Annotated in this window: 25 protein-coding genes; 16 read left to right on the forward strand and 9 right to left on the reverse strand. The window is 33.4% G+C overall.

All coding sequences use genetic code 11. From position 1 onward, the window contains the following. The first annotated feature begins 212 nt into the window (after window positions 1-212). The gene (locus J8M14_RS06260; RefSeq protein WP_211073745.1) at window positions 213-704 is read left to right on the forward strand and encodes a GyrI-like domain-containing protein; all 492 of its coding nucleotides are present in this window, start codon (window positions 213-215) and stop codon (window positions 702-704) included. A gap of 22 nt (window positions 705-726) precedes the next feature. Here J8M14_RS06260 and hemN read toward each other — a convergent pair whose 3' ends face one another. From hemN to J8M14_RS06280, 4 genes are all read right to left on the reverse strand, one after another. After that, window positions 727-2,091 carry an oxygen-independent coproporphyrinogen III oxidase gene (hemN, locus tag J8M14_RS06265; RefSeq protein WP_211073746.1) on the reverse strand — a complete coding sequence of 455 codons (1,365 nt, stop codon included), beginning with the start codon at window positions 2,089-2,091 and terminating at the stop codon, window positions 727-729. 88 nt (window positions 2,092-2,179) lie between these two features. Then, window positions 2,180-3,019, reverse strand: a complete 840-nt coding sequence (locus J8M14_RS06270) for a universal stress protein (RefSeq protein WP_211073747.1) — start codon at window positions 3,017-3,019, stop codon at window positions 2,180-2,182. A gap of 77 nt (window positions 3,020-3,096) precedes the next feature. Beyond that, a complete protein-coding gene (locus tag J8M14_RS06275; RefSeq protein WP_211074259.1) occupies window positions 3,097-4,152 on the reverse strand; it encodes a response regulator in 1,056 nt (351 codons plus the stop codon). Between the two features lie 12 nt (window positions 4,153-4,164). Beyond that, on the reverse strand, window positions 4,165-5,670 hold the full coding sequence (locus tag J8M14_RS06280) for a PAS domain-containing sensor histidine kinase (protein WP_211073748.1): 1,506 nt from the start codon (window positions 5,668-5,670) through the stop codon (window positions 4,165-4,167). 134 nt (window positions 5,671-5,804) lie between these two features. On the opposite strand from J8M14_RS06280, the gene J8M14_RS06285 reads away from it, so the two are divergent. The 10 genes from J8M14_RS06285 to deoD all read left to right on the forward strand — a co-directional run bounded on the left by J8M14_RS06285 (window position 5,805) and on the right by deoD (window position 12,517). Then, window positions 5,805-6,896, forward strand: a complete 1,092-nt coding sequence (locus tag J8M14_RS06285; RefSeq protein WP_211073749.1) for a site-2 protease family protein — start codon at window positions 5,805-5,807, stop codon at window positions 6,894-6,896. A 93-nt stretch (window positions 6,897-6,989) separates the two neighbouring features. Next, window positions 6,990-7,397 (forward strand): hypothetical protein, encoded by a 408-nt coding sequence (locus J8M14_RS06290; protein ID WP_211073750.1) that lies wholly within the window; start codon window positions 6,990-6,992, stop codon window positions 7,395-7,397. A gap of 27 nt (window positions 7,398-7,424) precedes the next feature. Next, on the forward strand, window positions 7,425-8,312 hold the full coding sequence (locus tag J8M14_RS06295; protein WP_211073751.1) for a J domain-containing protein: 888 nt from the start codon (window positions 7,425-7,427) through the stop codon (window positions 8,310-8,312). 11 nt (window positions 8,313-8,323) lie between these two features. Continuing rightward, a complete protein-coding gene (locus tag J8M14_RS06300) occupies window positions 8,324-8,620 on the forward strand; it encodes a chaperone modulator CbpM (protein ID WP_211073752.1) in 297 nt (98 codons plus the stop codon). Between the two features lie 72 nt (window positions 8,621-8,692). Then, a complete protein-coding gene (locus tag J8M14_RS06305) occupies window positions 8,693-9,205 on the forward strand; it encodes a ClbS/DfsB family four-helix bundle protein (protein WP_211073753.1) in 513 nt (170 codons plus the stop codon). 133 nt (window positions 9,206-9,338) lie between these two features. Then, window positions 9,339-10,235 carry an RsiV family protein gene (locus J8M14_RS06310; RefSeq protein ID WP_211073754.1) on the forward strand — a complete coding sequence of 299 codons (897 nt, stop codon included), beginning with the start codon at window positions 9,339-9,341 and terminating at the stop codon, window positions 10,233-10,235. Between the two features lie 20 nt (window positions 10,236-10,255). Then, on the forward strand, window positions 10,256-10,876 hold the full coding sequence (locus tag J8M14_RS06315; RefSeq protein ID WP_211073755.1) for a DUF998 domain-containing protein: 621 nt from the start codon (window positions 10,256-10,258) through the stop codon (window positions 10,874-10,876). After that, a complete protein-coding gene (trxA, locus tag J8M14_RS06320; RefSeq protein WP_211073756.1) occupies window positions 10,866-11,165 on the forward strand; it encodes a thioredoxin in 300 nt (99 codons plus the stop codon). The genes J8M14_RS06315 and trxA overlap by 11 nt, the downstream gene beginning before the upstream one ends. A gap of 2 nt (window positions 11,166-11,167) precedes the next feature. After that, the gene (gene deoC, locus J8M14_RS06325; RefSeq protein WP_211073757.1) at window positions 11,168-11,812 is read left to right on the forward strand and encodes a deoxyribose-phosphate aldolase; all 645 of its coding nucleotides are present in this window, start codon (window positions 11,168-11,170) and stop codon (window positions 11,810-11,812) included. Between the two features lie 6 nt (window positions 11,813-11,818). Next, complete coding sequence (gene deoD / locus J8M14_RS06330) at window positions 11,819-12,517, forward strand: purine-nucleoside phosphorylase (RefSeq protein WP_211073758.1); 699 nt, start codon at window positions 11,819-11,821, stop codon at window positions 12,515-12,517. A gap of 96 nt (window positions 12,518-12,613) precedes the next feature. Here the strand turns inward: deoD and J8M14_RS06335 are convergent, their stop codons facing one another. Then, a complete protein-coding gene (locus J8M14_RS06335) occupies window positions 12,614-13,453 on the reverse strand; it encodes a universal stress protein (protein WP_211073759.1) in 840 nt (279 codons plus the stop codon). Between the two features lie 130 nt (window positions 13,454-13,583). Here J8M14_RS06335 and J8M14_RS06340 point away from each other — a divergent pair, with 130 nt between their 5' ends. Beyond that, window positions 13,584-14,033, forward strand: coding sequence for a DUF2267 domain-containing protein (locus J8M14_RS06340; protein WP_211073760.1), 450 nt, complete (start codon window positions 13,584-13,586; stop codon window positions 14,031-14,033). 60 nt (window positions 14,034-14,093) lie between these two features. Here the strand turns inward: J8M14_RS06340 and J8M14_RS06345 are convergent, their stop codons facing one another. From J8M14_RS06345 to J8M14_RS06360, 4 genes are all read right to left on the reverse strand, one after another. Continuing rightward, a complete protein-coding gene (locus tag J8M14_RS06345) occupies window positions 14,094-14,633 on the reverse strand; it encodes a hypothetical protein (protein ID WP_211073761.1) in 540 nt (179 codons plus the stop codon). 74 nt (window positions 14,634-14,707) lie between these two features. Continuing rightward, the gene (locus tag J8M14_RS06350; RefSeq protein ID WP_211073762.1) at window positions 14,708-15,727 is read right to left on the reverse strand and encodes a hypothetical protein; all 1,020 of its coding nucleotides are present in this window, start codon (window positions 15,725-15,727) and stop codon (window positions 14,708-14,710) included. Window positions 15,728-15,730: 3 nt separating this feature from the next. Further along, window positions 15,731-16,900 carry a M20 family metallopeptidase gene (locus tag J8M14_RS06355; RefSeq protein ID WP_211073763.1) on the reverse strand — a complete coding sequence of 390 codons (1,170 nt, stop codon included), beginning with the start codon at window positions 16,898-16,900 and terminating at the stop codon, window positions 15,731-15,733. Continuing rightward, window positions 16,897-17,505, reverse strand: coding sequence for a flavin reductase (locus J8M14_RS06360; RefSeq protein WP_211073764.1), 609 nt, complete (start codon window positions 17,503-17,505; stop codon window positions 16,897-16,899). Before J8M14_RS06360 ends, J8M14_RS06355 begins: the two co-directional genes overlap by 4 nt. Window positions 17,506-17,813: 308 nt before the next feature. On the opposite strand from J8M14_RS06360, the gene J8M14_RS06365 reads away from it, so the two are divergent. The 4 genes from J8M14_RS06365 to J8M14_RS06380 are packed head-to-tail and all read left to right on the forward strand — an operon-like array spanning window position 17,814 to window position 20,593. Continuing rightward, the gene (locus J8M14_RS06365; protein ID WP_211073765.1) at window positions 17,814-18,995 is read left to right on the forward strand and encodes a polymer-forming cytoskeletal protein; all 1,182 of its coding nucleotides are present in this window, start codon (window positions 17,814-17,816) and stop codon (window positions 18,993-18,995) included. 6 nt (window positions 18,996-19,001) lie between these two features. Next, window positions 19,002-19,655: a dienelactone hydrolase family protein gene (locus J8M14_RS06370; RefSeq protein ID WP_211073766.1), complete on the forward strand. Its 654-nt coding sequence runs from the start codon at window positions 19,002-19,004 to the stop codon at window positions 19,653-19,655. Continuing rightward, window positions 19,655-20,296 (forward strand): phosphoribosyltransferase family protein, encoded by a 642-nt coding sequence (locus tag J8M14_RS06375; protein WP_247672569.1) that lies wholly within the window; start codon window positions 19,655-19,657, stop codon window positions 20,294-20,296. The genes J8M14_RS06370 and J8M14_RS06375 overlap by 1 nt, the downstream gene beginning before the upstream one ends. A gap of 24 nt (window positions 20,297-20,320) precedes the next feature. Further along, window positions 20,321-20,593, forward strand: a complete 273-nt coding sequence (locus J8M14_RS06380; protein WP_211073767.1) for an acylphosphatase — start codon at window positions 20,321-20,323, stop codon at window positions 20,591-20,593. Window positions 20,594-20,671: the final 78 nt, after the last annotated feature.

The raw sequence follows: 20,671 nt of genomic DNA on the forward strand, positions 1-20,671 counted from the left end.
CTTATAAACCAATCAATCAAAATGTATCAATCATCTAAGACAAAGATAATGTGGATTGATACTATAAATCAGTAACAAAAGTTACATTGAAAAACAACTTTTATTAAGTTAAACTGCATAAAATCAACACACAGGTTATGCTGACCAAAGTCATAGATTATCATCTTTGATTATTCTATATTCCAGATTATCTTAATCAAAAAAACTTCACCATGTCAGTGATAACTTCAAAAATTAGTATAGAAAAGCTTCCTAAAAGAACGCTTGCTTATATTCAGAATATTGGACCTTACCAGGGAGATACCGAACTTTTTGGCAGGTTATTTACTACTGTAATGAAATGGGCACAACCCAAAGGTTTAATGCATGATCCTAGCTCAGAAGCTATTACTGTATATCACGATGATGCCGAAACAGTTCCTGAGGATCAACAAAGAATCAGTGTAGGATTCACTGTTCCCGAAAGCACTACACCCGAAGGAGAGATTCAAATGTTAGAAATCCCTGAAGGCAACTATGTAGTTGGTTCTTTTGAAATTCTTCCAAGCCAATATGGAGATGCCTGGAGTCAGGTTTTTGATTACATCAGAAATGAAAAAATTATACCTTCGGCAAAAATGATGTATGAGTCCTACAAAAACGAACCAGATACGCATCCAGAAGGAAAACATATTGTAGATATCTGTGTGATGATAGAAAAGTAATAAAATACAACCTGAAACCTTTTTATACAGTCATTGAAAATAATTGGGTTTCAGGTTTATTACGTTGTAAACGAAGATCAAAAGCCATACAAATATTACGCACATAAGGATGTCCTTTTTCGGTTACTCTTATATTATGATTACTAATTTCTATTAATTCGTCTTTTTCCATTTCCCGAAGTCGTTCGGATACATCAGCTAACTCATCAAAATGTAGTGAATCTATACTCCAATCCGTTTCAAAATGACACATAAGATTTAGAATATGTTTTCTAATAATTTCATCTTTTTTAGTTAAGATATGACCTCGATAAACTGGGATGATTCCTTCATGTACTAAATGTTGATACTCCTCTATTCCTTTTACATTTTGGGCAAAACCATACCAACTATCACTAATGGCTGATACCCCCAAACCAACCATCAATTGAGTTTTAGAAGCAGTGTATCCCATAAAGTTACGATGTAGTGTATCATTCTTCATAGACTTGTATAAGGAATCTGTCTTTAAAGCAAAATGATCCATTCCTATCTCTACATAACCAACTTCTGAGAGTAGTTTTTTACCTATTTCGTATTGTCTGCGCTTTTCCTCGGCATTTGGTAAATCAGTTTCTTTAAAGCCTCTTTGTCCATTACCTTTTTGCCAAGGTACATGTGCATAGCTATAGAATGCTAAACGATCGGGCAGTAATTCTTTTGTTTTATAAATAGTCTCCATAACGGCTTCTTCAGTCTGAAAAGGCAGTCCAAAAATAATATCATGACCTACAGAAGTGAACCCAATCTTTCTTGCAGTCTCTGTTACATATTTTACATTTTCAAAAGGTTGAACACGATGAATAGCTTTCTGAACGGTTTCGTTATAATCCTGAACTCCAAAACTCACCCTCCTAAACCCTACATCATACAATGCCTGTAAATGTTCTTTGGTTGTATTATTAGGGTGCCCTTCAAAACTCAATTCTATGTTAGGGTCAAGTTTGGCAAAATAAAATATACTAGTGAGAAGATAGTTCAGATTTTTAGGAGAGAAAAATGTAGGTGTACCTCCTCCCAGGTGTAATTCTTTAATTTTAGGCTTCCCATCAAAAAGTTTTAAGTACAACTGCCATTCTTTTAATACTGCATTAATATATGGTACTTCTACATCATGCCTTTTGGTAATCCTCTTATTACATCCACAAAAAGTACACATGCTCTCACAAAACGGTAGATGAATATATAGGCTGATCCCTTCAGAAGTATTGCTTTCAGAAAAAGATTTTTGTATTGATATTTTCCAATCCTTTAAAGAAAATACATCTGTATCCCAATATGGAACTGTAGGGTAACTGGTATATCTAGGACCAGGAACATTGTATTTATGAATTAGGTTGGTATGCATATGTTTTTGTTTTATTTCCGATTAAAAAGCTTTCTATGGTCAAACTAATACTTGTTTCCAAAAAGGACTTATTTCACTATTTAAAAGCTTACTCATGTAATACCAAAAAGGGTACACTGATATGATAACTTATCTTTTCTATTGTTGGATGAAATAAGATTCTCTGAAAAAAATTAAGGTTTTTAGCAATCATCGTAATCATATCTATATCTCTACTTTCTACAAAACATTGTATAGCTTGTTCAATACTAGGATTTGATAAAAAATGAAAACTATGTTCTACACTATCTTCTAAATAATCATCAAGAAAATCTTTATTCTTTTTTTGTGAATCGGTTAGTTCTTGTTCTTTTTTGGAGATATGCAATATTCTTAATGCCGAATGATTCATTGTAAGAATTTCTGTAATAGTATTGAGTACTCTATTTTTATAAAAAATGTTGTAATCTGTTGGAAACGCAATCTCATTAAGTTTAGAGTATTTTGCTTTTTCAGGAATCACTAGTACAGGACATTTTACCTTGGTAATAACATCGCCGGTATTGCTTCCTATTGTTTTCTCTTTTAGTCCAGAGGCACCTTTGGTCCCCATAACAATAAAATCAATGTTTTTTTCTTCGACCTGTTTTCTTATACTATCTACAAAAAAGATATATTCATTGATAGTGAAAAAACGATGTTTTGTATTTAGAGGTAATTTCTGGATTCTTTTGAGTAGGAGTTGCATTTGCTCTTTATCACTATGTGTAATCCTTTCTAGAACATGGTCCTTCGATCCATAAAAAGAATTACTTCCTATCACTTCCTGATAGGGAGACACATGTAACAAATAAAAATTACATTTTACTTTTTTGAAAAATGACAAGGCATATACAATGGCGTTCCACGAATTTTCTGAAAAATCCGTTGGTATCAATATATTCTTCATTTTGTACTATCTTACTATACACAAATGTATTAGGAAGAAAAAAATGAAAGAATGATATAAATCAGTTTAGATTTTTTTTATTCTACTAACTGAAGTCCTGGTAGGTCTATAATTCTAATATTACGTCCTTCAATTTCTATAAGTCCGTCTTTTTTAAAACTGGATAATGTACGTATTAAACTTTCTGTAGCAATACCTGCAACACTGGCCAGATCATTTCTGGATATTTTAATACTTTCTTCTGGTTTCTTGTTTAATACCTGAGCAAATTGTAAAATGGTTTGAGCTGTCTTTTTACGTACAGAACTATAAGCCATTTGTAATAATTGTTCTTTAATTTCAGAAAGATTATCACTAAGCAGTTCCATGAGTTCTAAAGAAATATTTTTACTTTTTTCTAATATCTCTTTTAGGTTGCTTTTTGATATCCCTGCTAATTCAGTATCCTCTACAGCAGTCGCCGATTCCTGATAAGGGGTATTATCAACAAATGAAGTAAACCCTAAAAAATCGTCTGATTTAAACAATGCGGTAATAAGTTCCTTACCATTTTCATCCATTTTATGTGTTTTCACGACACCTTTTAGGATCAGGTATATTTTATTAGAATGCTCTCCTTCTTTAAAAATAGGTTCTCCTTTCTTACATTTGGATAAATCACCATAATCGTCGAAAAAATTCTTGAGTTCATTCAGGTTTCTAAGACTATCTTCTGATTCTTCCTTTGGGATTTGAGATTGTTCTTTCAGTATTTTGGAAATAATTTCAGCTTTTGCCAAACGACTTTCTATAGCACTCAATAATTCATCTTCATCAAAAGGCTTGGTAAGATAATCATCTGCTCCCATATCCATTCCTTTTCGAATTTCTTTATGCTCTGTTTTAGCAGATAAGAAAATAAATGGTATCTGATTTGTATTTACATCATGGGATAATGCCTCAAGAACCCCGTAACCATCGACTTCTGGCATCATAATATCACAGACTATAATATCTGGCTTTTTCTCTTTTGCTTTAGTGATACCTATTTTTCCATTTGGAGACGTAATTACTTTATAATCAGATAATTCCAGAAGCTCTGCTGTGTTTTCTCTAAGAGCCGTATCATCCTCTATTAATAGAATAGTTTTCATCATTAATTATAATTATTTAGCAATAGGTATTTGTACTGTAAATGTAGAACCTTGGTTTTCTTTACTAGTAAAAATAATATTCCCTCCCAGATTTTCCAAATGGGTTTTTACAATATTAAGTCCAATTCCCGTACCTTGATCCAACAATGCATTTTCTGCTCTAAAATAACGTTTAAAAATGAACTCTTGTTCTTTTTCTGGGATACCAATACCTTGATCAATGATATGAAAGGTAAGGAGATTATTTTCAAAAACAGCTTGTAGATCAATAGTTGTGTTCTCTCCAGAATATTTTATAGCATTACGTATTAGATTCGTTAGCACCAATTCTAATATTTTCTCATCAAAATCTATAATATAGTCATCGATATTCTGTGGGTATTTTATTCTTTGCCCATCTTTTAATAACATATTGGCATCGTATATTACCTCATTAATAACTTTACTCAATGGAAACGTGGTGAACTTATAATTTACCTTACCACTTTCTAAACGTTCTACAGATAAAAAATCATTAAGGATATTGTCCAGATATTTCACCTTGTTTTTAATAGTGGCAAGGTGCTTATCTCTTTTTTCTTGTTGCTCAGTTTTTGTATATTTCCCAATTAATGTTGTTGAAGTAAGAATCCCACTTAATGGTGTTTTAAATTCGTGAGACACCAGAGAAAGAAATTTGGTTTTTAACTCATTAAGATCTTTTTCTTTGGCCAGAGCTTCGCTAAGTTGTTGAGTTCGTTTCTTAACCGTTTTTTCTAGTTTTTCAGTATAATGCTTTCTTTCTGTGATGTCTACAATAATGGCAACAAAAACTGCCTGATCACCCAGAGTTGATAACTGCAGGTGTACTTCTACAGGGTATGTTGTTCCATCCTTGCGCTGATGTACCGTTTCGAATTGAAGCTTTTCTTCAATTTTTTGGAGTAGGGGTTCTATTAATCCTAAAAATTTAGGTTCTGTATAACCTGGTTTAATATCGACAGGAGTAAGTTCTTTAAGCTCTTCCAGAGAATAGCCAATATTTTTTTGTGCTCCACGATTGACATCAATAAATTTTAGAGACTCTGCATCAAAAATAAAGATTTCATTAAGGGACTCATCAAATATTGTAGCCCAATGTTTTAGTTCTTGTTCTGCCTTTTTACGAATAGTAATATCCATTACTAATGCCATTACATAGTCGTTTTGATAAATAGTAAATGGGTTCAATCCAGCTTCTACCGGAAATATATCACCATTTTTTCGAACTCCAAATAATTCTCTACCAATACCCATTTTTCGCGATTCGGAGTGATCGACAAACGTCTTAAAATGTCCTTTATGTTCTTTATGATATTTTTGTGGAATTAAAATATTAAGACTTTTTCCTAATAACTCATCAGTCCCATATCCAAACATATCGTTTGCAGAACCATTGGTAGCGACAATTATTTGATCCTTATTGACAACGATTATTCCTTCTGAAACAGCTTCAGATAATAACTTAAAAATATTGTTGTTCTTTTCGAAAACTTTCATTAATTAAATATATTCATACCTGTTGTATTTAGGTATACAATTGCCTGTAAAAATACCATAAATAAACAGAAATGATGATATCTGTCATTTCTTACTAACACTTGTTTAGATACTTTAACCAAAAATTAGGAATCATGAAAGGTGTTCTAAATTTAGGAAAAGTGTTTAATGTAAAAATTGAAATTCACTGGACTTTTATTTTCATACTTGCTTGGGTGATATTTTCAGAATTAGAATCTGGTGGAACTCTTCAGAATGCTCTAATGAACACTATTTTTATTTTACTCTTATTTGTTTGTGTAGTATGTCATGAATTTGGCCATATTCTAATCGCTCGTAAATTTGGGGTAGCGACCAAAAAAATCACACTACTCCCAATAGGAGGTGTAGCTTCTATGGAGACAATTCCAGAGAACCCTAAACAAGAATTATGGATTGCCATAGCAGGACCAGCTGTTAATCTGGCTATCGCCTTGATACTATTATTATTTATAAATCTTTCCGTTTTTATAGATTCGAATCCTGATCAAATAAAAGAATTAGTGGGTCATATTAACCTGAATAACTTGGTAATTTATCTGTTTTCGGCTAATATCATGCTAGCACTCTTTAACTTTATTCCTGCTTTTCCTATGGATGGAGGGCGTGTATTAAGAGCACTACTGGCTATGAAAATGGATCGGGTTACTGCCACCAGCATTGCATCAGGAATAGGCCAATTTCTTGCCTTGGTCTTTGTATTTTTAGGTATTTTATACAATCCATTCCTTATTCTTATTGCTCTTTTTATTTTTTTTGGTGCTTACAGCGAAAACAAAATGGTAGAACAATTAGCATTGGTAAAAGGACATAAAGTGAGAGAAGCAATGCTCACAAATATCTCTATACTAAAACCTGAAAACACAATTGAGGATGTCATTGAGCTTTTGCTTTCTGGGACAGAAAAAAACTTTGTTGTGGTTCATAACTCAGCAATAGCAGGTATTCTTCATCATAAGGATATCATTAGCAATTCAAAAAACAAAGATCTGCCGATAGAAAAAGTCCTGACCACATCTTTTAAAACTATTGCTATCGATTCTGACCTCAAGGAAGTCTTTAAACTAATCAATACCGAAAAAACAGATTTCTTCGCCGTAACCGATAAAGATAAATTGGTTGGAGCTATAGATCTTAGCAACTTAAGTGAATTTATGCTAATTCAGTCCAATTTGATTACCAGATAATACGGTTTAATCTAAGCGCAACTGATTAATATCATAAAAAACTTCATCTCGTCTGACTAAATTTATCTTATAAATACATAAATATTATACATTATGAATGCTACGCAAAACATAGCAGTTACATTTTACCAAAACCTAGGAAAGCTGTTCTACGCAATGGCTGCTGCAGATAAAGTAGTACGGAAATCAGAATACGATTCTTTAAGAAAAATTGTAAAATCAGAATGGTTAGATGTAGATGATATCGAAGATGAATTTGGTGCAGATGCGGCTTTTCAAATCGAAATAGTTTTTGACTGGTTAGACTATAAGGAAGAATTAAACGCAGAGGAGTGTTTCAAACAATTTGAAGATTTTTTTAATGAAAATAAATCACGTTTTACCGATAAAATGAAACAATTAGTTTGGGATACCTGTAATACTATTGCAGGTGCGTTTTCGGGAAAAAATAAATCCGAACTCATGATGCTTGGTCGTTTAAAACTCCTGCTAGAAAAGTAATCCTTAACATAATCTATTGATGAAAAAATGGAATTTATTGATTATTACAAGATTCTTGGTGTTTCCAAAAAGGCTTCTGAAAGCGATATCAAAAAAGCATATCGAAAACTAGCTCGAAAATATCATCCGGATCTAAATCCAAATGATAAAGAAGCAGAAAGAAAATTTAAGGAAATCAATGAAGCAAATGAAGTATTAGGTAATCCTGAAAATCGAAAAAAATACGATCAATACGGTAAAGATTGGAAACACGCTGAGGAATTTGAAAAAGCAAGGCAATCACAAAGACAATATAGTCAACAAGGGGGAGGGCAATATTATGGCGATTTCTCAGAAAGTGATTTTTCTGATTTCTTTGAATCTATGTTTGGAGGCGCAGGAAGAAGCTATCAGAGAAGGCAAGTAAAATTTAGAGGAGAAGATTACAATGCAGAATTACACCTTGACCTGATGGATGTCTATACCACTCATAAAAGAACACTTACTGTTAATCACAAAAATATCAGGATTACAATTCCTGCAGGAGTGGAAAATGGTCAAACCATAAAAATCAAAGGTCACGGTGGACAAGGAGTTAATGGAGGACCAAATGGTGATTTGTATATCACCTTTGTTATAGAAAACAGAACATCTTTTAAACGTGATAAAAGTGACTTGTATCTAAATAAAAATATCGATCTGTATACAGCAGTTTTAGGAGGAGAAATCACTGTAGATACTATCGACGGAAAAGTAAAACTTAAAGTAAAACCCGAAACCCAAAATGGAGCTAAAATAAAACTAAAAGGAAAAGGATTTCCTGTTTATAAAAAGAAAGGAGAATTTGGAGATTTATACATTACTTATACAGTTAAAACACCAGAGAACTTATCTCCAAAACAAAAAGATTTATTCAAAGAGTTGTCCAAATTATAATATCAATTATCATGAATAATGAACATCTCATACCTGCAATAGAATTTTGTACAAGACACGAGATTGAGTTTTCATTTATTAACTCATTACACCAGTTTGGACTAATAGAAATCATAAAGATTCAACAAACTGAGTTTATAAATACAGAAGAACTGCCCAAACTGGAGCAAATATTACTCTTTAATAAAGAATTAGAAATTAATCTGGAAGGGGTTGAAGTCGTTATACGTTTATTAGAACGTGTCCGTGAGATAGAAGAGGAAATGAATCTGCTTAGAAATAGGTTAAGATTATATGAAAACTTATAATTAATCAGTACTGATAGATATCATATTTTCACAAGGTTATCTCAATTACATTTATACTATAAACCTAGTAATATGCCAAGACCAAAAACCAAAAAAGATCTAATCGAACTTAGTAATAAGAATTATAAAAGATTGATGGATTATATTGATTCCTTTTCTAAAAAAGAATTAGCATCAGAATTTCCTGAAGGATATTTAAACAGAAACATTAGAGATGTGCTTGCACACCTTCATCATTGGCATCTTATGTTATTGGACTGGTATAAAATTGGTATGACAGGAAACAAACCTGATATTCCTGCAAAGGGATATACCTGGAGAACGGTACCTGATCTTAACCGAGAAATATGGAAAAAATATAATAATACAAAGTTGGAAGAGGTGAAAAAACTATTGCAAACTTCTTTTAATACTTTACAAAAAGTAATTCATAAACACAGTGAAGAAGAACTATTTGAAAAAAAAAGATATAAATGGACAGGGACCACCTCATTAGCTGCTTATCTTATTTCTGCTTCTTCTAGTCATTATGACTGGGCGTATAAATTAATTAAGAAATGCACAAAAAACATTAAACAGTTTTGAATTGATTTAATAAGTCCAGATTACTTCAATAAAATTAATCATATGAAATAAGCCATAACAATTATGTTGATACCAACCGATATGATTATATGGCGATTCCATCTGACCATTAAAAACTTATATATACAAACAGATGAAAACTATAATCACAATTCTTATACTACTAAGTTTTATTGGGTGTAAAAATGAGATATCTCCTCAAAAAACTATAGAACCTACCGAAAAAGAGACTGAACAAATAATCAATGAAACTAACAATAATGAGGATGCTCCTGTTTTTTCTGAAGAAAGCCTAGAGGAGCTAGACCAGGAAAAGACCAAATCGATTAAAAGAGATCGGTTAATTGCTGCCATCGATGACAAAATTCAATTACAAAAATTGGTAATCTCCAAACAATTCTACAAAGAAGAAGATTTTTATGTTTTGGATTATAAATACCCATATCTAAATGAAAGTATCGATTCATCCTACGCTGTATTTAATAAATACATTACAGAAACTTATCTGGACATTGAAGCTACAGAAAATGAAATCCTAGAGGATAAAGTAATATTCTGCGATAGTCTGGGTGCTAGTAGATGTATGGATAAAAGAATTATTGATTATAAGATTTATACTGCAAAAAACAACCTGATGAGTGTGCTACTGTACAAGGAAAATTACTACTCCGGCATGAAGCATTCAACCTATATGTTCGAATGTTTAAACTTTGAGTTAGATAAATACCAGTTCATATACTATAATGATTTCTTTGAGAAAGGTTCCGAGAAAGAGCTATTTACCAATATAAATAGAATCATAACTAATGCTATTCATTCTGGTGAGCTCTACTATGATTGTTGGGAGCTATCCGAAGGTGATTTCAAAGCCTATAAAAACAATTTTGTGATTAATGATGACACTATAGAATTCTATTTTGATGACTGTGTTATTTGTCCGTCATATACGGGAACCTATTCTGTCGAAATTCCGATTAAAGAGATTATGCATTTGATCAAAAGTTATAACAATCCACCAATAATAGGGTAATAACTATAAAATCCTGGATGATGAAAAGGTATTATTCTCTTTTTACCGTGCTATATCTAGTAATGATACTGGCATCATTTATATTACCTTTTTTTACTGCACCAAAATATACTATTCTAGAAAATACACTTAGCGAATTAGGAGCCCAGAACACACCTTATAATTGGGTGATGAACATCATTTTTATGGCATTAAGTTGTATAACTATTATTACAGGATATCAAAGGTTAAAAGGATTTTATCTTCAAATCATTTTACTATTCGTATTTGCAATATCTTTCTTTTTGACCAGCGTCTATCAACACGCTCCAATTAATAGAGCATTAGCATTTAACTCTTATGAAAACGAGCTACATTCTATGTTTTCCACACTTACAGGAATCTCATTTTGTGTATATAGTGTAACTATAAGTTTTATTGCTCAAAAAAGAAATCATAAGATATTAGCCATACTCATTGGTATAATAGCTTTGGTTTTATCCTATTCAATGTTTATACATTCTGATTATAGAGGCATCTATCAAAGAGTCATATTTATTCTTGCTTTTGGGTGGTTATTATATTCTTTCGAATTCTATACATTTATGATGACAAAAAAGAGTATTTTAAAACTATTAAAGAAATATTACAATGAAAGATAGTTTCGGCAACATTATAGATTCTAAAACTCCTGTATTAGTCGATTTTTACGCAGATTGGTGTGGCCCTTGTAAAATGTTAGCTCCAATTCTTAAACAGGTTAAAGATGAGCTGGCAGAAAATATTAAAATCATTAAGATTGATGTAGATAAAAATCAACCATTAGCTTCAAAATATCAGGTGCGTGGTGTACCTACTATGATTTTATTTAAAGAAGGAAAACAACTTTGGAGGCAATCAGGAGTATTACAAAAAAATGATATCATAAATATTATTAATTCTCATCAATAGTTATGCAACTTAATTCATATATAGATCATACTTTGCTCAAAGCTGATGCAACCGTTGACGATATCAAAAAGCTTTGTACAGAAGCCAAAAAACATAATTTTTATGCAGTATGTGTAAGTAGTTATTATGTTGCCCTAGCTAATAGTGAACTTATGCATACGGATATTAAAACAGCAGCAGTAGTTGGTTTTCCGCTTGGATCAATGATCAATCGTGTCAAAGTATATGAAGCTAAACAATGTATTGATCAAGGTGCGAATGAAATTGATATGGTACTGAATATAGGACTATTAAAATCAGGATATTATGATATTGTGGAAGATGAAATACGATCTGTAAAAAAAGTGATTGGAGATCGTGTATTAAAAGTGATTTTTGAAAATTGTTACCTAACAGATGAAGAAAAGAAAATAGCTTGTCGGTTATCACTGAATGCGGGAGCTGATTATATTAAAACTTCTACTGGCTTTGGAACCAGTGGTGCCACAATAGAAGATGTAAAGTTGATGAAAAACGAAGTAAGAGATCACATAAAAATCAAAGCCTCGGGAGGTATTAGAGACACAGGAACAGTTCGAAAATATATTGACATAGGCGTCTCTAGGATTGGTACCTCATCAGGAATAGCTATAGTAAACTCAAAATAAAATCAGATGAGCATTCATATCGAAGCCCAAAAAGGAGATATTGCAGAAACCGTTTTATTACCAGGAGATCCTATGCGCGCCAAATGGATTGCAGAAACTTTTTTTGAAAACCCTCTCTGCTATAACGAAGTAAGAGGAATGTACGGCTATACAGGAACTTATAAAGGTAAACGCGTTTCTGTACAGGGAACCGGGATGGGTATCCCTTCATCATTAATATATTGCCACGAGTTGATCAATGATTATGGTGTTAAAAATCTAATTAGGGTAGGCTCTGCGGGATCTTATCAAAAAAACGTTAAGATTCGAGACATCGTGATCGCCATGGCTGCTTCTTCTACTTCGGGCATTAATAATTCTCGATTTATTAATTCAGATTATTCTCCTACGGCGGACTTCGAATTATTTATGAAAGCTGTAAAACACGCTGAAGAGCATCAAATCTCTATCAAAGCTGGCAATGTACTATCATCAGACGAATTCTATGAAGATGATCCTGATGCATACAAGCATTGGGCAAAGTTTGGCGTACTCTGTGTAGAAATGGAAGCTGCAGGATTATACACGGTAGCCGCAAAGTTTAATGTAAAGGCTTTGGCTATTTTAACCATTTCAGATTCACTGGTTACTGGAGAAAGGACATCTTCTGCGGAAAGAGAAACTACCTTTGGTAAAATGATTGAGATTGCTCTGGGTACTTTATGAAAATCAAAAACTAATAATCAAAAAAATTGAGTTCCCTCTCCTTGGGGAGAAGGAACTATAATTATCTTATAAAAGTAGTTAGTAACCTAATTTACTTTATATTTTGAAAGTGATTACCGGTTTATTAGCGTGATTGGCAATATCTTCACCAATGCTTCCACTAAAGAAATGTGCTAGCCCTCTTCTCCCATGAGTAGGTATAGCTATAAGATCAGCATCTATTTCATTAGAATAATTAAATACTCCGCTCTCTACAGTATAATCATTATAATAGACCACTCTATCGTGCATCCCCAGGTTTCCTGAATCTGCTTTGAACAAAAATTCTTTTACTCTCTCCTCCATTTGCTTTGTGTTTCTAAATCTATCACCAGGTAGGTTTACATATAGCAAATGAACATTAGCATCAAAAACCTCAAATAATTTCATCGCATTATGATATGGACGAATATTTTCTATTTTAAAATCACAAGCAAAAACTACCTCTTTTATTTTAAAATCCTCAAGCTGATTTTTAATTACCAATACAGGAATATCAGACGTCCTTACTACCTTTTCGGTATTAGACCCTATAAAGACCTCCTCGATTAAACCGCTAACGCCGTGAGACCCCATTACTATAAGATCTATGTCGTGTTCATTCGCTACATCATTAATCTCACTGAAGATTTTATAATTCTGTACGGTTTCTGAGACTTTAATCCCTTTCAGATAGTCTTTATCCAAAAAGGTGCCGAATCGCTTCTCTGCTAGTTTCATATAATAGAGCGCTTCTGCAGCCTCCTGGCCTTCATCTTTGGTTAATATTGATTCTGATAGTCCTAACATATGCAGTACTACAATTTCAGCATTTTGCTGCTTGGCTATTTTGGCAGCCGCCTGTAATGCATATTCCGAGTTTTCTGAAAAATCTACAGGTACAAGAATTTTTTTCATCGTTTTCTGTTTTTATACTACCAAAATTATAGGATGGTATTCCTAATTCATATGACAATTATCATACTAATATTTCTCTTTAGACTATATCTTTATATATCAATCAATTACCCAATTAAACTTATTAATCATGGCACTTAACTTTAACCAATATGCGAAGGAAGCAAACACTTTTTTAAAGGAATATACTGAAGAATTGAACCTAAATGATCAACCGGAAAAAGCAGGGCGTATTCTTTCAGCCATTCTACATGGACTGCGTGAAATTATTTCTATTGAAGAATCTCTACAATTTATTGCACAACTACCTATGTTTTTAAAAGCGGTTTATGTAAATGGTTGGTCAAGTAAAACTAGAAAACCTAAAATAAAACATATGGAAGAATTCATTGACCTGGTAAGAAAGTTTGATGGGGTTACTTCGGTTTACGATTTTGAATCTAACGAAATCGCGGAACATTACATCCATACTACATTTTTTCTACTAAGAAAATATGTGTCACCTGGAGAAATGGAAGATATCAGAGATGAGTTGCCTAAGAATTTAAAAGATATGATCTATAACAAATTGTTTTTCTAAAACATAATTTATAATATTATTTAATCTCTTCATCTATTAATTTATATTATAATCTAGTCTTTATTCGGATTCCAACATTGGATTTAATTTATCTACTATTTGTTTTATAAAAGATGTGGTTTTTGTGAGGTCCGATTCGCCTGCCAGTGCATCTATACTTTCCATATCATACATAATATCTATCTGTTTTATGGAATAAGAACCTTGTCCAGAGGTAGTCAAAACTACCATTCTATTGTGATAATCTAACGTTTCTTCTATGAACTTTTTAACTACCACAGGTGGTTTCCAGTTTTCCCAGGTATGCATGATTACAATGGAAGTATAGTCATCAGGATTTACATCATTTAAAGAAGAAACATCAATCACTTTAATAAATATAGAATCTGATCTATAATGGTTTACTATACCTTCGGTAATAACATCTTTGAACTCGCTTCCTTGGGTAGCAATCAATAATTTACGATCCAGATTTGGAGCATTTACTTGATATGCCTCAACTACCCCCATCGAAAATTCATATTTATACCAGGTAGCCACCACAGTTAATAAAATAATGACTGATAAAAAGACTAAGATTATTTTTACGGTACGGTTCATTTTAGTTTATTTTACTAAATATATTGAACTCTTCTGCAGAAAAAAATGACAACTGTCAGCAATACAACCTTGTTTTAAAGTGAAAAACCAGTGGTAGATGATAAGATTCGTCTAAGTTCATCAGTAGTATTAGGATCAATTAGATTTAGGGCTTTTACTTTGCATAACTCTTCTACCATCTTTCTTCCTGCAAGTGTGTTTGTAGATATTCCGGTAACTATATCAGGAACAATATCAAACGCTTTCATAAGCCCATGCACTGCATATGGATCTGAAGCACTAAGAATGACACATTTAATTTGCTTTCTTATTGCATTAATAGCAATATCTCCATTATAAGGCTCCAGAGGTGATGCTCCTATTTCTATAACTCCTATATCAGCCTTTTCCATTTCGATTTTACTTAGTAATTGTCGTAGCTTTTGCTGATATTTTTCTCTGGGATAAATTGAGGAGGGTAATCCTACATCCACAAAATCCATGACAGCATCTGCCCCAACATCTTTCATAGCCAAAATATCTTTATAGCGTCCTGCCCCTGTAAGCTTAGCTCCTACAACCTTTAATCCAATATGTTTTAAAAGGTTAGTCACTATTCTTGCCGAAGTAGTTTTACCAGCAGACATAGAAGTCCCTACAAAAAGAACAACAGGAGTTTTAAAGGGAATCTCCTTCACAGGTTCCATAAAACTATCCATGGTCAATTTTGTTTCTCCCCTAAACGCATGTGCCACGTATACTATCTTCATCATATTAGGAATAAATACAGACTTTGAAGTCATTTTACCCAATAATCCCGCCCCTGTAAGCACGTCCATAGTAAGGTCTTCTCCTACCTCTCTCCAGGTTCCCGTGGCTTCTAAAGTTGCAAAACGCTCTCCTAATGCACCCACAATTGATTCTCCTCCAATAATCCCTCGCATTCTTCCATTCGGGAGTTCTAAACTTAGTGTATTACTACCAGCATCCAAAATCTTACCAATAATATAATCTCCGGTTCCCCACTGTTCTTTGGGTAATTGCCTTAACACAAAATCTTTCTCTGCCAGATCAGAAATTCTGGTTAATGAAGTATAGATATATCGATAATTCATAACTTAACAATTTAATGGTTCATGTAATAATAATAAGGTGAGTAGACTTGTCCTTTCTACCAATTTATGGTATAAAATGTATTCGTGTTCTGCGTGTGCTCCATCACCCGGAGTTCCTAAGCCATCTAATGTAGCAGTAAACTTACTTGTGGTATTGGCATCAGAACCTCCTCCTGCGATTGCTTGTTCCAGGTCAAGATCAATCAACTTCCCCAGTTTATGAGCTTCATTCCACAATTCTTGATTACGTATCGTTCTTTCCATAGGTGGTCTTCCTATAGCTCCTTCTATTTTTAACTCCACATCGGGGAGATTAGGCTTAAGTCCTTTAATTTTTCTGGTAATGTATGCCCCATCAGCTTCAGTTAATACCCTAACATCCACTACTGCTTTGCTTTCTGGAGCTACTACATTTGGAGAAATACCTCCTTCAATCATTCCGATATTTACTGTAATGCCTTTTTGGATATCATTCATAGTATACAATTGTTGAACCTGATGAGATAGTTCCACAATTGCATTGATTCCTTTAGTAGGATCTAACCCAGCATGGGCAGCTTTGCCTTTTACCGTAACAGTAAAGCGCCCAACTCCTTTTCTGGCGGTTTTTAATTTTCCTTCTAAGCCTAAAGGAGGTTCAAGGACATATGCTCTATTAGCAATTCTAGCTAATCGCCTTATTGCATTGGTGGATTCTCTACTACCGATTTCTTCATCAGAATTGATAATAATTATGGGGGTAACCTGTAATGATAGTGACAACTCTTTGATAGTACTTAAAGCAAAAATCATCTGTGTCAAACCTACCTTCATATCATAAATACCAGGGCCTTTTAAAGTATTATTACTATCTATAATTGGCATTTGATGTATAGTATCTATTGGCCAAACCGTATCACAATGACCAATTACTAATTGTATAGGCAGTTGCGGTTCTCTTCTTATTGGTCTGGCATACAAATAACCACCTGTTGTGTTACCAGGAACATGTAAAGTATAGTATCCAATAGTTTCAAACTTTGTTTTTATAAAATCAAAAATTTGATATTGTGAAATAATCGAATGTGAAGGAGATTCAATAGTAACTAGTTCTTTTAGAAATCGCAACATTTCGTTTTTACATGATTCAAGATGTTTTTCTATTTTTCTAGCTATGTCCTCTATCTTCATCATCTTGTAAAGTTCTTTGGAAATGGAAAATTGAATGTTTCGGATATTGTAGCAAAACGCCCATCCGCTAAATAAGCTAGTAAGGGATGCTTAGATAATTGTTCTTGCTCATCTTTTTCGGAAACCTTTATATAATCAGGATGCACGGCTGCAGCGCAAATTTTTCCTGCGATCATACTATTATCATCAAACCCATCAATAATTTTGAATAATTTACATTCCAGATATACGTATGAGTCCTTAACCAATAATGCATCAATAGTATTGGCTTTTATGGTAGGCAGCACATGAATAATCTGTTCCGATTTAGATATGTATTTATTTCTAGGGGAAGCACTTATAGAAGCTAACACTACTTGGTTTGATAATGGAAAACTTACCGAAAACTCCTTATGTTCTAGAACATTATGATAAGTTGAATGCCTGGGAGTACAGACAAAACCAAAGTAATTGTTGAAACCCATAGGCATCGCCAGATGTTTAGGAGCCATATCATATCCTTTCTCTTCTTTGGTTCCGATGATTACTAAAGGAGCTATAGTGAAGAATCTACTCCAAATAGATGTTGAAACATCTAACTGCACAAAATCCTTTGTTTTACTTTCCATTTTTATAGTTTCCAAAAAGTTACAAAAGGAATATTGCACAAAAACTGATATTGATCAGTTGAAGATTTTAGTTATACCACTTTTTTAATAAATGAGCCTTTTGATCTTTTTGTCAATGAAATCGTGGTATTCATATTTTGGTCTTAAAATTATCCTTGCTTTTAATTTAGATTGTATTTCTAACCTCTAACAGTCTGAGCTATCAAGTTTAGAATTCGATTAAAATACTTGTAAATACTGACCAATATCATTTTATAAAACACTGACTATTAATACCTTAATTCTTACAACCAAAAACCTCTCATAAAATGAAAACTATAATATTATTCCTTGTATTACTGTTTCCTATTCTCACCATAGCCCAATTTCAGGCAGATGAAGAGATTATAGTAACTGAGACACAAAATGACGACCTATATCTTACTGGAGAAAAGGTAAAACTAGATGCCAAAGTATACGGTGATGTAGTTAGCGCAGGTGGGAAAATTAGGATAATGGATTCTATTAGCCAGGATTTAATATGTGCAGGCGGAGAAATCGACATAAGAGGTTATGTAGCAGATGATATTCGCACTGCAGGAGGTGAACTTACCATTGACAGCCAAGTAGGAGACGACCTGATAGTTGTGGGAGGTGAAATACTGATAACAGATGACACGATCATCAATGGTAATCTGATTTCCTGTGGGGGTGATTTAGATATTGATGGCGACGTAAGAGGCTTAGCCAAAGTCTGCGGTGGTGATATTACACTAAACGGAAAAATTGCAAAACAAGCCTCTTTCTATGGTGGTAAGGTAATCATTAACGGAGAAATTAGAGGTAAATCCAAAATTGTGGCAGAAACTATTGAAATTGGTGATGATGCAAAATTCTATGACGATGTAGAATATTGGACTGAAGATGGAGAGGTAGATTTTAAGAATTCGCTAATTAATGCTTCGGCAGTAATTAATGAAGATCTGGCTAGAGAGCAATATCAGGTTTCCTGGGGATTTTTCGGAGCAGCAGCGTTGAGTTTTTGGTTCTTCTATATATTATCCGTTTTTCTCGTATTACTCATTCTCAACTTACTTTTTAAGAATTTATTCTCCAAAGCTGTTGCGTATCTAGATAAAGAAGTATTGAAAAGCCTGGGATATGGTATGGCTTATCTTATCGGAATTCCACTAGTAATAATCATAACTTTTATTATTCTAATTGGGATTCCAATAGGGTTATTATTGACTTCTCTATATCTGTTCAGTTTATTGTTTGGACATCTGGTCGTAGCCCTACTAATTGTTCATTACTTGGACAAAAGAAATGATAAACCCTGGAACTTCTGGACAGTAGTGTTATTGGCACTTGCCATAGCAATGGTAATTCGTTTAATCACCTTTATACCAATTCTGGGAGGAATTATTTCTCTACTGATTATAGCCATTGCTTACGGAGCATTAACTATTACATTATTAAAATATAAAACTTCTCTACAACTAAGTACTTAAAAAAAGATGATACTAGATAAAAAATACGAATCCATTTCCATACAACTGGACGATATAAGTTTACAAGGCAACCTTGTGATTCCTGAAAATGTTACCGGAATTGTAATTTTTTCTCACGGAAGCGGAAGCAGTAGACTAAGCCCCAGAAACAACTTTGTTGCTAGGTCATTACAACAAAGTGGATTGGCTACATTGCTATTTGACCTTTTAACAGAAAAAGAAGACCTCATTTACGAAAACCGGTTTGATATAGATCTGCTAACACAGAGGTTGATTGCTGTAACAAATTGGATCAAAAATCATCCTGATACCAAAGCATTGTCTATTTGCTATTTTGGAGCCAGTACAGGCGCTGCATCAGCACTAAGAGCTGCAGCTTTTTTTGGAAACGAGGTAAAAGCAATAGTCTCTAGAGGTGGACGTCCCGATCTGGCTATGAAAAAATTACACAAGGTGACAGCCAATACCTTATTGATTGTTGGGGGATGGGATGGCACTGTGATCCAACTGAATGAGAAGGCATATCAAAAATTACAATGCGAACGCAAGTTAGAGATTGTACCTGAGGCTTCACATCTCTTTGAAGAACCAGGGAAACTGGAACAGGTGGCACAAATATCAGCCAATTGGTTTGTAAATAAGTTAAACTCTGCGATCTAATGACTATGTTTAAAGACAGAACTGATGCGGGTATACAGTTAGCAGAAAAACTGATCCATTTTAAAGATTATGACACAGTAGTTATTGCTATTCCCAGAGGTGGTTTGCCTTTGGCAGCTATTGTTGCCAAAACCTTAGAAGCACCACTGGATGTAGCACTTACTAAAAAAATTGGTCATCCACATAACAAGGAATATGCAATTGGGGCGATCAGCCTAGATAGTAGAATCTTGAGCAGTCCGATAGAAGCTTCTGAAGCCTATATAGAAAAAGAAACTAATAGAATACGTCATGTATTAAGCAAACGTAGGGATCAATATTATAAAAATTCTGAACCCCAGGACGTAAAAGGCAAAACCGTGATCATTATTGATGACGGTATAGCTACAGGAAATACTATCCTTGCCACCATAGAACTAGTATATAAAAAAGACCCTTCGCGAATTGTGGTTGCTATTCCTGTTGCTCCTCCTTCAGCTTTAGAAAAGTTAAATATTTCCCCATATGTGGATGAAGTGGTGTATCTAGAAGCACCTTATAATTTTCAAGCTGTAGGGCAATTTTATGACCAATTTCATACGGTAACTGATGAGATGGCGATACGTATTTTAGAAGAATGCAATCAAAATTTAGCTGATTAATATTTTAGTTAGTATTTTTAATTTATGTTAAAACACTATAACATTAAGGCTACAGGAAAAGTCCAAGGCGTATGGTATCGTCAAAGTACTCTCCAAAAAGCCACTGAATTAAATCTAAAAGGATTCGTAAAAAATGTACCTGACGGAAGTGTATATATCGAAGCAGAAGGAACCGAAGACCAACTCCAAAATCTATTAGATTGGTGTAAAGAAGGGCCTCAATTCGCAATGGTGCAAGACGTTTCTTTTAAAGAAGATAAAATCAAGAGCTTTACTGATTTCGAAATTCTGTATTAAGTAACTATCTATTGACTCATATTTCTATATGACATTTCTCATAGTATAGCATTGCTACAGGTGGTATTTTTAAGATTA

The sequence above is a fragment of the Aquimarina sp. MMG016 genome (assembly GCF_018100805.1).
Classification (GTDB): domain Bacteria; phylum Bacteroidota; class Bacteroidia; order Flavobacteriales; family Flavobacteriaceae; genus Aquimarina.

Bases quoted from the DNA above. Each gene is read 5' to 3' on its own strand.
- J8M14_RS06340 (WP_211073760.1), top strand. From the start codon at position 13,584: ATGGCACTTAACTTTAACCAATATGCGAAGGAAGCAAACACTTTTTTA.
- J8M14_RS06275 (WP_211074259.1), bottom strand. From the start codon at position 4,152: ATGAAAACTATTCTATTAATAGAGGATGATACGGCTCTTAGAGAAAAC.
- J8M14_RS06280 (WP_211073748.1), bottom strand. From the start codon at position 5,670: ATGAAAGTTTTCGAAAAGAACAACAATATTTTTAAGTTATTATCTGAA.
- J8M14_RS06365 (WP_211073765.1), top strand. From the start codon at position 17,814: ATGAAAACTATAATATTATTCCTTGTATTACTGTTTCCTATTCTCACC.
- J8M14_RS06260 (WP_211073745.1), top strand. From the start codon at position 213: ATGTCAGTGATAACTTCAAAAATTAGTATAGAAAAGCTTCCTAAAAGA.
- J8M14_RS06290 (WP_211073750.1), top strand. From the start codon at position 6,990: ATGAATGCTACGCAAAACATAGCAGTTACATTTTACCAAAACCTAGGA.
- J8M14_RS06310 (WP_211073754.1), top strand. From the start codon at position 9,339: ATGAAAACTATAATCACAATTCTTATACTACTAAGTTTTATTGGGTGT.
- deoC (WP_211073757.1), top strand. From the start codon at position 11,168: ATGCAACTTAATTCATATATAGATCATACTTTGCTCAAAGCTGATGCA.
- deoD (WP_211073758.1), top strand. From the start codon at position 11,819: ATGAGCATTCATATCGAAGCCCAAAAAGGAGATATTGCAGAAACCGTT.
- J8M14_RS06335 (WP_211073759.1), bottom strand. From the start codon at position 13,453: ATGAAAAAAATTCTTGTACCTGTAGATTTTTCAGAAAACTCGGAATAT.
- J8M14_RS06360 (WP_211073764.1), bottom strand. From the start codon at position 17,505: ATGGAAAGTAAAACAAAGGATTTTGTGCAGTTAGATGTTTCAACATCT.
- J8M14_RS06380 (WP_211073767.1), top strand. From the start codon at position 20,321: ATGTTAAAACACTATAACATTAAGGCTACAGGAAAAGTCCAAGGCGTA.
- J8M14_RS06315 (WP_211073755.1), top strand. From the start codon at position 10,256: ATGAAAAGGTATTATTCTCTTTTTACCGTGCTATATCTAGTAATGATA.
- J8M14_RS06285 (WP_211073749.1), top strand. From the start codon at position 5,805: ATGAAAGGTGTTCTAAATTTAGGAAAAGTGTTTAATGTAAAAATTGAA.
- trxA (WP_211073756.1), top strand. From the start codon at position 10,866: ATGAAAGATAGTTTCGGCAACATTATAGATTCTAAAACTCCTGTATTA.
- J8M14_RS06305 (WP_211073753.1), top strand. From the start codon at position 8,693: ATGCCAAGACCAAAAACCAAAAAAGATCTAATCGAACTTAGTAATAAG.
- hemN (WP_211073746.1), bottom strand. From the start codon at position 2,091: ATGCATACCAACCTAATTCATAAATACAATGTTCCTGGTCCTAGATAT.
- J8M14_RS06345 (WP_211073761.1), bottom strand. From the start codon at position 14,633: ATGAACCGTACCGTAAAAATAATCTTAGTCTTTTTATCAGTCATTATT.
- J8M14_RS06375 (WP_247672569.1), top strand. From the start codon at position 19,655: ATGACTATGTTTAAAGACAGAACTGATGCGGGTATACAGTTAGCAGAA.
- J8M14_RS06370 (WP_211073766.1), top strand. From the start codon at position 19,002: ATGATACTAGATAAAAAATACGAATCCATTTCCATACAACTGGACGAT.
- J8M14_RS06270 (WP_211073747.1), bottom strand. From the start codon at position 3,019: ATGAAGAATATATTGATACCAACGGATTTTTCAGAAAATTCGTGGAAC.
- J8M14_RS06300 (WP_211073752.1), top strand. From the start codon at position 8,324: ATGAATAATGAACATCTCATACCTGCAATAGAATTTTGTACAAGACAC.
- J8M14_RS06350 (WP_211073762.1), bottom strand. From the start codon at position 15,727: ATGAATTATCGATATATCTATACTTCATTAACCAGAATTTCTGATCTG.
- J8M14_RS06295 (WP_211073751.1), top strand. From the start codon at position 7,425: ATGGAATTTATTGATTATTACAAGATTCTTGGTGTTTCCAAAAAGGCT.
- J8M14_RS06355 (WP_211073763.1), bottom strand. From the start codon at position 16,900: ATGATGAAGATAGAGGACATAGCTAGAAAAATAGAAAAACATCTTGAA.